The sequence below is a fragment of the Subtercola vilae genome (assembly GCF_004923255.1).
GTDB classification, from domain to species: Bacteria; Actinomycetota; Actinomycetes; order Actinomycetales; family Microbacteriaceae; genus Subtercola; species Subtercola vilae.
Genome location: NZ_QYRT01000009.1, coordinates 17,962 through 31,857, shown reverse-complemented (window position 1 = coordinate 31,857; position 13,896 = coordinate 17,962). Strand labels below are relative to the sequence as shown.

The following is a 13,896-nucleotide window of genomic DNA, read 5'->3' as shown; positions in this document are numbered from 1 at the left end:
CCATGCAACAGGCTGCGGGAGGGCCGAACTCAGCACAGGGTCAGCCCGGAGGTTACTCGTCGAGCGGGCGCGTTTTCGTGCCAAGCCCTACTCGTCGAGCGCGAGCTCTTTCGGCAGCTCGAAGTCTTTCGACGACAACTCTTCGATGTTCACGTCTTTGAACGTGAGAACCCGAACCGACTTCACGAATCGGTCGGAGCGGTACACATCCCACACCCACACATCGTTCATCGTGAGCTCGAAGTAAAAATCGTGCTCGGTGTCGCGGCGAACCAGATCGACATCGTTCGCGAGATAGAACCGACGCTCTGTCTCTATGACGTACTTGAACTGCGACACGACGTCACGGTATTCGCGGTAGAGGGCCAGCTCGACCTCGCGGTCGTAGTCCTCGAACTCATCTTCTTCCATGGTTTGCCAAGTCTATCGGTGCGACGCTCGGCGCGCTCTTCAGCCACGTGTGCCGGTGGTGCTCGGTTGCACCCAGAAGCTCGATGGCCTCGAAGTGCGCGGCGCTGCCGTAGCCCTTGTTGCTCGCCCAGCCGTAGCCGGGCAGTACGCCGTCGAGATCGATCATCAGCCGGTCGCGATGCACCTTTGCCACTACCGACGCCGCGGCGACCGACGCGCAGTCGCGGTCGGCCTTGACCTTCGTGGTCACCTGCAGCGGGGTACCGAGGGCGGGCGACAGCCAGTCGTGCGAGCCGTCGAGCAGCACTGTCGCCGTCATGATCTCCACACCACTGGCGTGCAGGATGCCGAGCGCTCGTTTCGCGGCCAGCCCGAGGCACGCGATGATGCCCAGCCGGTCGACCTCATCGGCACTTGCCAGGCCCACGGCGGATGCCCCCGCCCACGCGGCGGCCAGCGGAGCCAGCAGCTCGCGCTTGGCCTCCGACAGCATCTTCGAATCGCGAAGCCCCACAGGAAAGCGGCCCGGGCGAACCGGATCGATGACACACATACCCACGGCGACGGGCCCAGCCAGCGCGCCACGCCCGACTTCATCGACCCCGATGACCATCGTCGCCCCTGCGCGCCCCATCGATCGCTCGTGCTTCAGAGTCGGTTCAGCCACGGGGCTCACCCAGAACCGCCCGGCGGCCCGGGAGCCGCATCTTTGGCGGCCTGGAACACAGCCGGGTAGTCGTCGAGGTAGCTCCACCGCCCGATGGGCCAGGTGATCCAGAGAGCGCGACCCACCACGTCGGCCACGGGAACGAAGCCGCCCCCCGGCTTGGTCTGGTTGTACCGCGAGTCAGCCGAGTTGTAGCGGTTGTCGCCCATCACCCAGAGCGACCCGGCGGGCACGGTGACATCGAACGCGATGTCGGAGACCTTCGTCACCCCAGCCGGCAGCTTCAGGTACGGCTCGTTCAACGGCACGTCGTTCACCATCATCTGACCGAGCGCGTTGCAGCAGGCGATGTGGTCACCCGGCAGGCCGATGACCCGTTTGATGAGATGGTCGTTGCTGTCAGAGGCCGCGAGACCCACCGCGTCGAGCGCCCAGTTGATGGCACCCTTGATGGGGGACACAGCCGTGGGCGTCGCGGCAGGCAACCAGCCGCCCGGGTCTTTGAACACCACGACATCGCCGCGTTGGATGGGCATCAGGTTCGGCTCGAGCTCATTCACCAGGATGCGGTCATTGATCTGCAAAGTGTTCTGCATCGACCCGGAAGGAATGTAGAACGACCGCACCAAGAACGTCTTGATGAGTACTGAGGCGAGCAGCGCCACCAAGAAGATGATGATGATGTCGCGAATGAACAAGGCTGTGCTCTTCGAGCGACGCCCCGAACGTCTACCCGCGCGACGTGGCCGCGTGGGTACCGATGTTTCTGTCATTTAACCGCCTGAGCTCCCGACCCATTTTATGGGGCAGGAGCTCAGGTATTCGGTCACTTCGCCGGTCTGCACCGGCAACTTCACAGTCAAGTTACTCAAACGTTAGGCCGTTCGGCGCAAACTGACAGAGAAAATGAAACGAGAGAAGAAGACTAGGCGCGCTTCTCTTTGATTTTCGCCTTCTTGCCACGAAGGGCACGAAGGTAGTACAGCTTCGCGCGGCGCACGTCGCCGCGCGTCACGATCTCGATGTGGTCGATGATCGGCGAGTGCACGGGGAACGTGCGCTCGACACCGACCTGGAAGCTGACCTTGCGAACGCAGAACGTCTCGCGCACGCCTTCGCCCGAACGGCCGATGACGATGCCCTGAAAGACCTGAACGCGCGAGCGGGTACCTTCGATGATGTTGACGTGTACGCGAACGGTGTCGCCGGCGCGGAAGTCGGGAACATCGCTACGCAGTGATGCTGCGTCTACGCTGTCGAGAATATGCATGGAATATCGCTCTCTGTAACCGCCACAGGTCGACTACGTGCTGGTAGCCAGTGTCTGGCTTCTGATGAAATGGTGTGCACGCGAAACTGCAGAACTCCCCTGTGGCAGAGTCTGGCGGTGGCACAATCGACAATTGTGTCATGCCACGAGGGCTTTAAGCAAAGAGGCCAACCCCGGGCATCCGGTGACCTACGGGCTCAGGATGCCCGTGACCTACTTCTCGTGACTGCGAGCCGTGTCGATAACGATGTACTCGCCGTTGGCCACCACCGGAGGCCTGGGCGCACCGGCACCCATCTGGGCAGCCGCCTGGAACGAGTCGAACGCCCCCTGTACCCGCCGCCGCGTCTCTCTGAACAGCTCGGAGAGTACGAGCCAGAACGCAGCCAGACCGACGATGACCACGGCGGTGGCAAGAAGGGTGCCTGCAGGAGTGAGAAAGCCGACGGCCACGATGGCGGCGTGCCAGAGCGCCAGAACCGCGACATCGGCCCATGAGACGGCGCGCGCCTGTCGGACACCCTTGCGGGCGTAGATGAGAACGCCGACACCGGCGAGGGCCAGCGCGAGTGCGCCGCACGAGAGCATGACCAGAAGAAACTGCCAGCCCGAACCGCCGAAAACCGACCACCCGATGAGAATCCACAGTGGCAGCACGACGACCGCAGCAACCTGCCAGTAGTAGAAGGCCCGTCGAACGAACATGATCCAAGGGTACGGCGGGTAACGTGGGTTGGGTCGTATCGCGCCTGTTCACACAGGCAAATCCAAGGGAAGACAGATGATAGAGCTCAAAACCGCCGCCGAGATCGAGCAGATGCGGCCCGCCGGCGCGTTCGTGGGCGAAGTTCTCACCGCCGTCGCTGCGGCAGCTGGGGTGGGTGTCAACCTGTTGAAGCTCGACAAGATCGCGCACGACATGATTCGCGCCCGTGGGGCAGAGTCGTGCTATATCGACTACCACCCCTCGTTCGGCGCCATGCCATTCGGCAAGGTTCTCTGCACCTCGGTCAATGACGCCGTGCTGCACGGGCTCCCCCATGACTACCGCCTGCGCGACGGCGACATGGTCTCGCTCGACTTCGCCGCGTCGGTCGGCGGCTGGGTCGCCGACTCGGCCATCACGGTCATCGTCGGCACTCCCCGGCCCGAGGATGCCCGACTCATCGACACCACAACGAGAGCTCTCACCGCGGGTATCGCTGCCGCCCAGCCCGGCGGTCGTCTCGGCGACATCTCGGCGGCCATCGCCGGCGTCGCCCTCGCAGACGGCTACTCCATCAACACGGATTTCGGCGGCCACGGCGTGGGCCGCACCATGCACGGCGACCCCCACATTCCGAACAACGGGCGCCCGGGCCGCGGCATCCACCTCGAACCGGGCTTGGTCATCGCCATCGAGCCGTGGTTTCTCGAGAGCACCGACAAGATCGTCACCGACCGCGACGGCTGGACTCTGCGAAGCGCCGACGGGTCACGCGGGGCGCACGCCGAGCACACGATTGCGATCACGGCCGACGGGCCGCTCGTGTTGAGCGCCCGCGCCTGAAGCGAACCTGGCGCAGAGTTCGGCGCGAGCGGGTCGGCCGCGAGGTCAGCTGTGCAGCGGCTGGGGCGAAACGGCGCCGCCGAGCATCCGGAACCGGCTACGCCGGGGGCAGCAGATCGGGGCGAACGCGTCGGGTGCGCTCGAGTTGCTGGGCGCGGCGCCAGGTGGCGATGGCACCGTGGTTGCCGTTTGTGAGCACCGGCGGAACCTCGTAGTCGCGCCACAGCGCGGGCTTGGTGTAGCTCGGGTACTCGAGCAGGCCGTCTTCGTGCGACTCTTCGACGAGGCTCTCTGGGTTGCCGATGACGCCCGGAATCAGTCGCCCAATGGCCTCGATCATCGCCATCACGGCGACCTCCCCGCCGTTCAGTACGTAGTCGCCCAGACTCACCAGGCGCACGGATGCCCGGCTGCCGGCATACTCGAACACCCGCTGATCGATGCCTTCGTAGCGGCCGCAGCCGAACACGATGTGGTCAGCGTGGCTCAGCTCACGCGCCATCGCCTGCGTGAACACCTCCCCAGCTGGTGACGGGAAGATGACGATCGGGCCGGTGTCTGCGGCAGGCGCGTCTGCCTCGGTAGTGGATTCTGGCGCGGCGGACTTTGGCGCGGCGGCAGCGTCGAGGATCGCGTCGAGCGCCTCGCCCCACGGCTCGGGTTTCATCACCATGCCGGCGCCGCCGCCGTACGGCTTGTCGTCGACCGTGCGATGCCGGTCGTGCGTGAAGTCACGCAGGTCATGCACCGCCACCTCGAGAATGCCGTCTTCGCGGGCGCGGCCGAGCAGCGACACGTCGAGCACGCCGAAGTACTCCGGGAAGATCGTCACAATGTCGATGCGCATGCCAAAACCCTATCTCTGCCGGGGCGGCGCCCTCGTCACAACGCAATCGTCGGCCCTCGTTCAACCCGGCCGAAATGGGGCGTCGGTTTGAACGAGGGCCGCCGATTGCGCGGGCTGCGCCCCGAGATCAACCTGCCGCAGCCCGGCCTGCCGCAGGCCGGTCTGCCGCGGCCCGGCCTGCCGATGCCCAGCGCTCCAGCTGTGTTCCTGCCGGCCGACGAGCGCCCTGATCAGCGCCTCGACGCGCGGCCACTCGAACATCACCTGCGCGTACGTCAGCCGAATGACGAGGCACCCCCGCTCGTGCAGCAGCAGGTCGCGGCGCCGATCCTCGGCGAAGGCGGCCTCTGTCGAGTGCCATTGCCGCCCGTCGAGCTCGAGAACGAGCCGATCGCCAATGACCAGGTCGACAGGCTGGTCTGGTCGAATCCGATCACCCGCATACGAGCGGTGGATGACCACCCCTGCAGCGGCCGGGTCGCCGAATGGTGACGACCGATCCGTCGGCAATGCGAGGTGGTTCGCGTGCCGGTCGACCCTGACGTGCAGCCGGCCATCGTCGACGCACCACACCCCCTGAGCGCGAAGAGCAGAGATGCACGTGAGAAACCCGCCCACCCGAACGGCCTGCACGGCTTCAGCGGGTGCGGTCAGGGCTCTGATCGAGCCCTGCCGAATGCGTTCGGCCCGGCCCGTGAGAACAGCCTGCCGAACGAGGTGCGCGGTCATGCCCTCGGCGGCGCACTCTGCCGTCGAGACGATTCCGCCGCGCGCGGCAAACAGCTGGTCGAGGTGCATACAGACCAGTGTTGTAGCCCGGAACACCGCGCGGGCGGTGCCAGCACAATCTGTGGACAACCGGTGGACAACGCAATCGTCGGCCCTCATTCAACCCGACGCCCAGGGCGGCAGAGGTGTGAACGAGGGCCGACGATTGGTGAACTACGAGGCGGCGGGTGCTTCGGTGACGGCGGGTGCCGACGGAACGCCAGCCGACGCATCCGGAACCGTGTCGTCAGCCGTAGCGGCCTCAGACGTAGCGGCCTCAGACGTAGCGGCCTCAGACGTAGCGGCCTCCGACTCAGCGGCCTCAGACTCAGCATCGCCCGGCTCAGCGTCGTCAGCCGCCGGCAGTTCCTCGAAGAGGCCCGGAGGCGGCGTGATGGTGAGAAACCCACCGGCCACGTCGACCGACGGCACGATGGCCTTCACGAACGGAACGAGAACCTCGCCCGTGATCGTGGAGACGTGCAGCAGGTCTTGGGCCGGAAGGTGGTCGATCTGCGTCATGGTTCCGATGCGCACACCGTCACGCATGACGGCGAGGCCGACCAGCTGGTGGTCGAACCAGGCGTCTTCCTCGTCGGTGGTCTCGGTGAGGTCGTGGTCGATCCAGAGGATCGCCTTCGCCAGGGACTCGGCCGCATCACGGTCGGGAACACCGACGAAGAAGCCGACGGCGTGACCGTTGTACCAGCGCAGTTCGGCCAGTTCGAGGGTCTTACCGTGCCACGGCGAGGTGGTGGGCACTTGCAGCGTGAACACCGCGCCCGGAACGAAGCGTCGCCCCGGGTCGTCGGTGAACAGCTCGAGCTTGATCGCACCCTTCAGCCCGTGGGCTTTGGTGAGGCGACCTACTCGCAGTTGGGTCTCGTTCTTAGAAATCGGTATCAACCACGTCGACACGGATGCGCTTGCCATCGGCAAGAGCAGCAACGAGGGTGCGCAGGGCTTTCGCCGTGCGACCGGAGCGACCGATCACGCGACCGAGGTCGTCGGGGTTCACCCGAACCTCGAGAACCTCGCCGCGCGGTGAGCTCTTGGCGACAACGTGCACGTCGGTGGGGTGATCGACGATCCCCTTCACCAGGTGCTCGAGAGCCGGTGCGAGCAAGACTTACGCCTCGTCTGAGACAGCAGCTGCGTCAGCAGCCTCGTCGGCAACGGGAGCTGCAGCAACCGGAGCCGCGGGGGCCTCGGCCTTGGGGCGAAGAACGGGCTTCTTCTTCTCGTCGGCGACGAAAGCCGCTTTCGGAGCCTTGACGCGAACGGTCGAAACCGCGTTCTTGTCACCCTTGAAGATGCCCCAGTCGCCGGTCAGCTTGAGGAGAACCTCAACCTGCTCGGTGGGCTGGGCGCCAACGCCGAGCCAGTACTGCGCACGGTCGCTCTTGACCTCGATGAACGAAGGCTCTTCGGTCGGGTGGTACTTGCCGATTTCTTCGATGACACGGCCGTCGCGCTTGGTGCGTGCGTCGGCGACGACAATACGGTAGTAAGGAGCGCGGATCTTGCCCATGCGCTTCAAACGGATCTTTACAGCCACAATTCTCCTGAGTATTTTTATGGGGCGAACTGCCGGCCGTGAGCGTGGGGGCACACTCGGCCAAGAAAAAGTTCTAAGGTTCTGCGCAGTGCCTGAGTAGAGGGTCGGGCAAGGGCAGACTCGACTGACCATTCTGTCAGATATTTGCCCCGTAGAGTAATTAACACAGACATTCGGCACTTCGAACCACACAGGGGCGGCTCCATGCAGATCAGTTTCGCCGAATCGGCCCGCTCAACCCTCGGAATCGAGTGGGAGATCGCGCTCGTCGACCAGACATCTGGCGACCTCGTGTCGGTGGCCGCCGAGGTGCTGGAGGCATTGCGGGGAGCTGACGGGTCGGAGCATCCGCAGATCACGGGCGAACTGTTGTTGAACACCGTCGAGCTCGTGACCCGGGTGCACACGACGGTTTCGGATGCCGTCGCCGACCTGCAGGGCCAGCTCGCCGAGGTGCGCGCCATCACCGACCCGCTGGGCGTCGAGCTGATGTGCGCCGGCACCCACCCGTTCGCCCAGTGGTTCGATCAGAAGGTCACCGACAAAGAGCGGTACCACAAGCTCGTCGACCGCACCCAGTGGTGGGGGCGCAACATGCTGATCTGGGGCATTCACGTTCACGTCGGTGTCGAGTCTCGCGACAAGGTTCTGCCGCTGCTGAACGGGCTGCTGACGTACTACCCGCACCTGCAGGCGCTGAGCGCGTCGAGCCCGTTCTGGGGCGGCGTGAACACCGGGTACGCGTCGAACCGGGCGTTGATGTTCCAGCAGCTGCCGACCGCCGGGCTGCCGTACCAGTTCACAACATGGGCCGACTACGAGCAGTATGTGGCCGACATGACCGTCACCGGAATCATCGACGACCACACCGAGGTGCGCTGGGACATCAGGCCCTCACCTCAGTGGGGCACAGTCGAGATGCGCGCGTGCGACGGCCTGTCGAGCCCCGAGGAGATCGGGGCTGTGGCGGCGCTCATCCAGTGCCTGGTCGATCACATGTCTGATCGGCTCGACGCGGGCGAGGAGCTGGTGACGCTGCAACCGTGGTTCACGCGCGAGAACAAGTGGCGCGCCGCCCGCTACGGGCTCGATGCCGAGATCATTCTCAACCCGGCGGGAGACGAGCGCCTCGTCACCGATGAGATTCGTGACCTGCTGGTGACGCTGGCACCGACCGCTCTGAAACTCGGATGCTCGGCAGAACTCGCCCAGGTCACCCTCATTCTCGAGCAGGGTGCCAGTTACCAGCGCCAACTGCGGGTGGCGGCCGAGAACGGCGGCAGCCTGCATGCCGTGGTTTCGTCGCTCACGCACGAACTGCGGCACGGGCTCGGGGGCTGAAGCCAGTGCCGGTCTGCACGTCGCATGAAGATGCGCGCGGCGTGCAGACCGCGTCGGCGTTACGCGTTCTTCGCGTCGCGCCAGGCGAGCAGGTCTTTCACGGGCGACACGTCGAGGCCGGGGCCGGTGATGCCGAGCGTGAACAGGGTGGCGCCGAGGGCGAGCTGGGCGTCGAGGTCAGTCTCGTCGAATCCGTCTTCGGTGTGCGGGCGTGTTCCGGTTGAGATTTCGATCTCGTTGAAGTCGCGGCCGATCTCGTCACAGTGCGCTCGCAGGATGACGAGCTTGCGCTCGAGGGTTTCGGTGTCGGCGAAGCTGTGCCAGATGTCGGCATGCTTGGCCACGATGCGAAGAGTCTTCTTCTCGCCGCCGCCGCCGATGAGCACGGGGATCTTTCGCGTGGGCGGCGGGGTCAGCTTGGACCAGCGCGACTCGATGCGCGGCATGGCTTCGGCCAGGGCATCCAGTCGCTGCCCGACGGTGCCGAACTCGTAGCCATACTCGTCGTAGTCGCGCTCGAACCAGCCCGAGCCGATGCCGAAGATGAGACGCCCCTCGGCGCCCGGGTTCTTCGCGCTGATGTGGTCGACGGTGCGGGCCATGTCGGCGAGCAGGTCAGGGTTGCGGTACGTGTTGCAGGTCACGAGCGGGCCGAACTCGATGGTCGAGGTCTGCTCGGCCCAGGCCGCCAACATGCTCCAACCCTCGAAGTGCAGACCTTCAGGGTCGCCCGAGAGCGGGTAGAAGTGATCCCAGTTGAAAGCGATGTCGACGCCGAGCTCTTCGAGCTGCGTGAGGGTGTCGCGGATCTCGCTGTAGGTCGAGTGCTGCGGTGCAATTTGAACGCCGATGCGTACCGGCCGATTCGTCTCTGAAGTCATACCAAAAGCCTACTTCGCGTCAGATGTCGGCGCGACCCAGCCGCCAGTACCCCATGAACGCAACGGATGCCCGGTCGAGCCCGCACTCCCGCACCAAGTGTCGGCGCACCTCCTTGACCACTCCGGCCTCGCCCGCGACCCATGCGTACAGCTCCGTGCTCTCGCAGAGAGGCACGCCAGCATCGCTCACCGGAACCTCCCACAGCAGCACGGAATCGACATCGACATCGTCGAGCTTTTCGAGATCACCAACCCCACCGCGCCCGCCCGGCCCGAGCAGCATCCCCGTCGCCGCCCGTACCGCCGGCAGCAACGCCGAACCGGGATCCCCCGCCCCCCGCGCCACCACTCGCACCTCGACGCCCACGTGGGCGACCAGCGCGGCGGCGTCGCCGAGGTGCGGAACCTCAACGAGGGCGAGGCCCCGGGCATCCGGTGCCAGTCGCTCGAGAATCGATGCGATGGCCGGCAGCGCGGTCTCGTCGCCCACGAGCAGAATCGTCTCGGTGTGAGCCGGGGGCACGAAGTCGACCCCGCCACACACGCCATCGAACCCACGGTTCGGCCCCAGGATGACCAGCGGGTCTCCCGGCTGGGCTCGGGATGCCCACGCCGAAGCCGGCCCGGCATCGCCGTGCAGCACGATATCGACGTCGATCTCCCGCTCGTCGGCCCTCACCTGACGAACGGTGTACGTACGAATCGGATTCTGCCGCCCCACCGGCAGCGAACGCCACTCGGAATACCAATCGTCACCGGTCGGAACACTCTCGAGCCCGATGCCGGGCAGCGGGAAGACCAGTTTGATGCGCTGGTCGTAGCCATTGTCGGCGAACTGGTCGAGGTCAGGGCCGGTGAAGGTGAAGCGCGAAAGCGTGGGGCTCAGCGGCCGGATGCGCAGCAACTCGACCTCGAACATCAGGAACGAGCTCTGCCGCGATCGGGTTCTGGTGTGCTCCACGAAACCTCCAAGTAAGGTAAAGCTAACCTAACTCAGTTGTGAGCGTGATGCGAACTAGGCGAACTCAGCGCCGCAGGAACTTCTGCAGCGACTCGAGCTCCTTCTCGCTCGGGCCGCCGGCAGCGCCAGCATCCGCGCCAGCGCCAGAACCAGAACCTAGCCCGAACCCAGACCCGCCGCCCGAGCCTGCACCCGCCGCCCCCGGAAGCTTCTCCCCCGACGCCAGCGCCGCGTTCTCGACGGCGCGCTTCGCCGGGTTGCCCGACTTCGAGCCCTTCTTCTTCGGCTGAACCTTGCCGCGCCCTGCGAACCCGGCGCCGGGAATCGGCCCCATGCCCGGAATCTGGGGTACACCGCCGCGCGCAACCGTCTTCATCATCTTGGCGGCCTGCTCGAAACGCTGCACGAGCTGGTTCACGTCGGTCACCGTCATGCCCGAACCGCGGGCGATGCGCACGCGTCGCGAACCGTTCAACAGCTTCGGATTCTGGCGCTCGGCCTTCGTCATCGACTGGATGATGGCCTCGGTGCGAACGATTTCACGCTCATCGAAGTTGTCGAGCTGCTCGCGCATCGCGCCGGCGCCCGGGAGCATGCCGATCATCTTCTTCAGCGACCCCGCACCGCGCAGCTGCTGCATCTGGCCAAGAAAGTCTTCGAGCGTGAAACTGTCGGTGCGGAACTTCTCCGCGACCTTCTTCGCCTCTTCTTCGTCGAACGCGCCCTGCGCCTGCTCGATCAGGGTGAGAATGTCACCGAGGTCGAGGATGCGCGACGCCATGCGATCCGGGTAGAACGGTTCGAAGTCGTCGAGTGACTCACCGGTCGAGGCGAAGATGATGGGTCGGCCCGTGACAGAGGCCACCGACAGCGCAGCACCACCCCGGGCATCGCCATCGAGCTTCGTCAGCACGACACCGGTGAAGTCGACACCGGCCTGGAACGCCTTGGCCGTAGCCACCGCGTCTTGCCCGATCATCGCGTCGATGACGAAGAGCACCTCGTCGGGGTCGACGGCCTTACGAATGTCTGCGGCCTGCTTCATCATGTCGGCATCCACGCCGAGACGGCCGGCGGTGTCGACGATGACCACGTCGTACTGCTTGTCGATGGCCCACTTGATGGAGTCTTTGGCGACCTTCACGGGGTTGCCGACGCCGTTGCCGGGCTCGGGTGCGTACACCGCGACGCCGGCCTGTCCACCCACCACCTGCAGCTGCTGCACGGCGTTCGGGCGCTGCAGGTCGGCGGCGACCAGAAGCGGGGTGTGGTTGTCTTTCGCGAGCCACTTCGCCAGCTTGCCGGCGAGCGTCGTCTTACCGGCGCCCTGCAGGCCCGCGAGCATGATGACCGTCGGAGCCTTCTTGGCGAAGTTGATGCGCCGGGCCTCGCCACCGAGAATGGCGATCAGTTCTTCGTTGACGATCTGAACCACCTGCTGGGCGGGGTTCAAGGCCTTGTTGACCTCGTCGCCGAGCGCGCGCTCACGCACCTTGCCGGTGAAGTCTTTGACGACATCCAGCGCCACGTCGGCGTCGAGCAGGGCACGACGAATCTCGCGGACCGTACCGTCGACGTCTGCAGGGCTGAGCTTGCCCTTCGTGCGAAGATTTCGAAAGGTATCGGCTAAGCGGTCAGAGAGGTTTCCAAAAGTTGCCATGGTGACACAATCTTAACCGATCAGGTTCTGTACGAAGACGTGCGGCGTGAAACCGGTGAGGTCGTCTTGTTCGCACGGGCGACCGCGCCGATCGGTTCTGTCGACGTGACGAGCCCAACCAATCCAGATAGTCGATTTTTTATCAGCTACGATAGGAGACGTGCTCTACTTTCCACCGATGATCTCAAGCCGTCCATGACGGTAGGAGCCGCGATGTTACTCGCGACGAGTGTCGATTGTTCAACGACGAACTGCGGGCAAGACGCCTTAGCTGGAATCCTTCTGTTGTTGCCCATAGTTCTTATCGTCGCAATCCGTGGTGGCAGCCCCGCCGCACGAAAGATGAGGTACATCGTTTGCGGATGCGTGGCATTACTCTGTTGGGGCCTTACCGCGTGGATTGTCGCCTCAACGAACTAGCCCAGAGCTCTGTCTTAACCGATCAGGTTCTGCACGAAGACATGCGGCGTGAAACCGGTGAGGTCGTTGATGCCCTCGCCCTGGCCGATCAGTTTGATCGGGATGCCCGTGCGCTCCTGCACGGCCAGAACGAACCCGGCCTTCGCCGAACCGTCGAGCTTGGTGAGCACGAGGCCGGTGACCCCGGCATGCTCGATGAACGCTTCCGCCTGGAGCAGACCGTTCTGGCCCGTCGTGGCATCGAGTACGAGCAGCACCTCGGCGACGGGTGCCTGCTTCTCTATGACGCGCCTGATCTTGGTGAGTTCATCCATCAGCCCGCCCTTGGTCTGCAGGCGGCCGGCGGTGTCGATGATGGCGATCTCGATATTGTTGCGCTTGGCGTACTCGACGGTCTGGAAAGCCACCGAGGCGGGGTCTTGGCCCTCTTGCTGCGGCCGCACGATGTGCGCGCCCGCGCGTTCGGCCCAGGTCGCAACCTGCTCGACGGCGGCGGCCCGGAACGTATCGGCCGCCCCGACCACGACCGTGCGGTTGTAGTTGCCCAAGAACTTGGCGAACTTGCCGATGGTCGTGGTCTTGCCCACGCCGTTCACGCCCACCACGAGCACGACCGCCGGCCGCTCGGTGAGCTTCAGCGTGGGGTCGAGCTTCGAGAACCGCTCCTCGAGAGTCTCCCGAAGCATGCGCTGCAGGTCTTTCGGGTCGGTGGTGTTGTAGCGCGACACCTTCGTGCGCAGGTCGCCGACGATCTGATCGGTGACGTCGATGCCGAAGTCTCCGGTGATGAGTGCGGTCTCGAGGTCGTCCCACGTCTCGTCGTCGATCGTCTTCTTTGCGAACATGCCGCGGAGGGCGCCCGACAGCGACCAGGAGTTGCGTTCAGCCATGCCCTCAGCCTAATGAGCCGCGTGGATGCCCGGGCACCGCTTGCCCGCGGCGCCCTGCCCGCGCCTCCGCGCAGTAATCGTGTAGTCGGCCGGGGTCACGGGCGCTCGAAGGTGCCCCAGGTGCGCCCGCGCGCGAGGATCAGCCCGTACGCGGCGGCGGCGACAGACTCGAGGCGGGCGGTGGCGGGCAGCGGAAGAGGCTTCGAGAGCGCGAACAGCTGGAACACGTACCGGTGCGGCCCGTGCGCCTCGATAGGGTGTGGGCCGGCGTACCCGACCCGGTTGAACGAGCCGGGGTGCAACACGATTCCGGTGTTCTCGGCCTCGAGGTTGAGTTCGCCCCGGGCGACCGAGGTGCGGCTCGGGTCGAGGCGGGCGAGCAGGTGGATGACCGGGCGAGGCAGAGGCACATCAGGGTCTTCGACCACCAACAGTAACTGCTTGGTGCCCGCGGGCAGGCCGCTCCAGACGAGCGCGGGTGAGACGTTGTCGCCTGCACCGTCGCCCGCGTGCAGTGCCGGAATCGCAGCCCCCTCGGCGAAGTCGGGGCTGCTCATGACAATCGTGGTGGGAGCCTCGGGCGCAAGCGTGCCCCAGGCCAGCATGTACGAACCAGCGCGCACCCGGCGAATCAGCCGGCCCGGCTTCGGAAGCTTCACCACGGTCGCACTCC

At 65.3% G+C, this 13,896-nt stretch carries 17 protein-coding genes; 2 read left to right on the top strand and 15 right to left on the bottom strand.

The annotated features are described in order from the left end of the window. Positions 1-87: 87 nt before the first annotated feature. The 5 genes from D4765_RS06620 to D4765_RS06600 form a co-directional block, all read right to left on the bottom strand. The gene (locus tag D4765_RS06620) at positions 88-411 is read right to left on the bottom strand and encodes a DUF2469 domain-containing protein (RefSeq protein WP_136641503.1); all 324 of its coding nucleotides are present in this window, start codon (positions 409-411) and stop codon (positions 88-90) included. Then, the gene (locus tag D4765_RS06615) at positions 398-1,045 is read right to left on the bottom strand and encodes a ribonuclease HII (protein ID WP_136641585.1); all 648 of its coding nucleotides are present in this window, start codon (positions 1,043-1,045) and stop codon (positions 398-400) included. Before D4765_RS06615 ends, D4765_RS06620 begins: the two co-directional genes overlap by 14 nt. A 38-nt stretch (positions 1,046-1,083) precedes the next feature. Then, positions 1,084-1,851 carry a signal peptidase I gene (lepB, locus tag D4765_RS06610; protein WP_136641502.1) on the bottom strand — a complete coding sequence of 256 codons (768 nt, stop codon included), beginning with the start codon at positions 1,849-1,851 and terminating at the stop codon, positions 1,084-1,086. Positions 1,852-2,003: 152 nt separating this feature from the next. Then, a complete protein-coding gene (rplS, locus tag D4765_RS06605) occupies positions 2,004-2,348 on the bottom strand; it encodes a 50S ribosomal protein L19 (RefSeq protein WP_136641501.1) in 345 nt (114 codons plus the stop codon). A 213-nt stretch (positions 2,349-2,561) separates the two neighbouring features. Beyond that, positions 2,562-3,053: an MFS transporter gene (locus D4765_RS06600; RefSeq protein WP_136641500.1), complete on the bottom strand. Its 492-nt coding sequence runs from the start codon at positions 3,051-3,053 to the stop codon at positions 2,562-2,564. Positions 3,054-3,129: 76 nt separating this feature from the next. Between D4765_RS06600 and map the strand changes: the two genes are divergently transcribed. After that, complete coding sequence (gene map / locus D4765_RS06595; protein WP_136641499.1) at positions 3,130-3,897, top strand: type I methionyl aminopeptidase; 768 nt, start codon at positions 3,130-3,132, stop codon at positions 3,895-3,897. Positions 3,898-3,994: 97 nt separating this feature from the next. On the opposite strand, the gene trmD is transcribed toward map, so the two are convergent. From trmD to rpsP, 5 genes are all read right to left on the bottom strand, one after another. Continuing rightward, positions 3,995-4,744 (bottom strand): tRNA (guanosine(37)-N1)-methyltransferase TrmD, encoded by a 750-nt coding sequence (gene trmD, locus D4765_RS06590; RefSeq protein WP_136641498.1) that lies wholly within the window; start codon positions 4,742-4,744, stop codon positions 3,995-3,997. A 60-nt stretch (positions 4,745-4,804) separates the two neighbouring features. Then, on the bottom strand, positions 4,805-5,542 hold the full coding sequence (locus tag D4765_RS06585; protein ID WP_136641497.1) for a type IV toxin-antitoxin system AbiEi family antitoxin domain-containing protein: 738 nt from the start codon (positions 5,540-5,542) through the stop codon (positions 4,805-4,807). 144 nt (positions 5,543-5,686) lie between these two features. After that, positions 5,687-6,445 carry a ribosome maturation factor RimM gene (gene rimM / locus D4765_RS06580; protein ID WP_136641496.1) on the bottom strand — a complete coding sequence of 253 codons (759 nt, stop codon included), beginning with the start codon at positions 6,443-6,445 and terminating at the stop codon, positions 5,687-5,689. After that, the gene (locus D4765_RS06575; RefSeq protein ID WP_136641495.1) at positions 6,402-6,638 is read right to left on the bottom strand and encodes an RNA-binding protein; all 237 of its coding nucleotides are present in this window, start codon (positions 6,636-6,638) and stop codon (positions 6,402-6,404) included. The genes rimM and D4765_RS06575 overlap by 44 nt, the downstream gene beginning before the upstream one ends. 3 nt (positions 6,639-6,641) lie before the next feature. Then, a complete protein-coding gene (rpsP, locus tag D4765_RS06570) occupies positions 6,642-7,070 on the bottom strand; it encodes a 30S ribosomal protein S16 (protein ID WP_136641494.1) in 429 nt (142 codons plus the stop codon). Between the two features lie 204 nt (positions 7,071-7,274). On the opposite strand from rpsP, the gene D4765_RS06565 reads away from it, so the two are divergent. Then, complete coding sequence (locus D4765_RS06565; protein ID WP_136641493.1) at positions 7,275-8,411, top strand: glutamate--cysteine ligase; 1,137 nt, start codon at positions 7,275-7,277, stop codon at positions 8,409-8,411. A 59-nt stretch (positions 8,412-8,470) separates the two neighbouring features. On the opposite strand, the gene D4765_RS06560 is transcribed toward D4765_RS06565, so the two are convergent. The 5 genes from D4765_RS06560 to D4765_RS06540 form a co-directional block, all read right to left on the bottom strand. Beyond that, positions 8,471-9,292, bottom strand: a complete 822-nt coding sequence (locus D4765_RS06560) for an LLM class F420-dependent oxidoreductase (protein ID WP_136641492.1) — start codon at positions 9,290-9,292, stop codon at positions 8,471-8,473. A 19-nt stretch (positions 9,293-9,311) separates the two neighbouring features. Then, positions 9,312-10,253 carry a siderophore-interacting protein gene (locus D4765_RS06555; protein WP_237280293.1) on the bottom strand — a complete coding sequence of 314 codons (942 nt, stop codon included), beginning with the start codon at positions 10,251-10,253 and terminating at the stop codon, positions 9,312-9,314. 64 nt (positions 10,254-10,317) lie between these two features. Continuing rightward, positions 10,318-11,913, bottom strand: a complete 1,596-nt coding sequence (ffh, locus tag D4765_RS06550) for a signal recognition particle protein (protein WP_136641491.1) — start codon at positions 11,911-11,913, stop codon at positions 10,318-10,320. Between the two features lie 434 nt (positions 11,914-12,347). Next, positions 12,348-13,223 (bottom strand): signal recognition particle-docking protein FtsY, encoded by an 876-nt coding sequence (gene ftsY, locus D4765_RS06545; RefSeq protein ID WP_136641490.1) that lies wholly within the window; start codon positions 13,221-13,223, stop codon positions 12,348-12,350. Between the two features lie 95 nt (positions 13,224-13,318). Further along, positions 13,319-13,885 (bottom strand): YbhB/YbcL family Raf kinase inhibitor-like protein, encoded by a 567-nt coding sequence (locus D4765_RS06540; protein WP_136641489.1) that lies wholly within the window; start codon positions 13,883-13,885, stop codon positions 13,319-13,321. Between the last annotated feature and the right edge of the window lie 11 nt (positions 13,886-13,896).

Excerpts from the sequence above, each read along its gene's own strand:
- rplS (WP_136641501.1), bottom strand. The coding sequence starts at position 2,348 with ATGCATATTCTCGACAGCGTAGACGCAGCATCACTGCGTAGCGATGTT.
- D4765_RS06560 (WP_136641492.1), bottom strand. The coding sequence starts at position 9,292 with ATGACTTCAGAGACGAATCGGCCGGTACGCATCGGCGTTCAAATTGCA.
- D4765_RS06600 (WP_136641500.1), bottom strand. The coding sequence starts at position 3,053 with ATGTTCGTTCGACGGGCCTTCTACTACTGGCAGGTTGCTGCGGTCGTC.
- map (WP_136641499.1), top strand. The coding sequence starts at position 3,130 with ATGATAGAGCTCAAAACCGCCGCCGAGATCGAGCAGATGCGGCCCGCC.
- D4765_RS06620 (WP_136641503.1), bottom strand. The coding sequence starts at position 411 with ATGGAAGAAGATGAGTTCGAGGACTACGACCGCGAGGTCGAGCTGGCC.
- ftsY (WP_136641490.1), bottom strand. The coding sequence starts at position 13,223 with ATGGCTGAACGCAACTCCTGGTCGCTGTCGGGCGCCCTCCGCGGCATG.
- rimM (WP_136641496.1), bottom strand. The coding sequence starts at position 6,445 with ATGGCAAGCGCATCCGTGTCGACGTGGTTGATACCGATTTCTAAGAAC.
- ffh (WP_136641491.1), bottom strand. The coding sequence starts at position 11,913 with ATGGCAACTTTTGGAAACCTCTCTGACCGCTTAGCCGATACCTTTCGA.
- D4765_RS06585 (WP_136641497.1), bottom strand. The coding sequence starts at position 5,542 with ATGCACCTCGACCAGCTGTTTGCCGCGCGCGGCGGAATCGTCTCGACG.
- D4765_RS06615 (WP_136641585.1), bottom strand. The coding sequence starts at position 1,045 with ATGGGGCGCGCAGGGGCGACGATGGTCATCGGGGTCGATGAAGTCGGG.
- D4765_RS06565 (WP_136641493.1), top strand. The coding sequence starts at position 7,275 with ATGCAGATCAGTTTCGCCGAATCGGCCCGCTCAACCCTCGGAATCGAG.
- lepB (WP_136641502.1), bottom strand. The coding sequence starts at position 1,851 with ATGACAGAAACATCGGTACCCACGCGGCCACGTCGCGCGGGTAGACGT.
- trmD (WP_136641498.1), bottom strand. The coding sequence starts at position 4,744 with ATGCGCATCGACATTGTGACGATCTTCCCGGAGTACTTCGGCGTGCTC.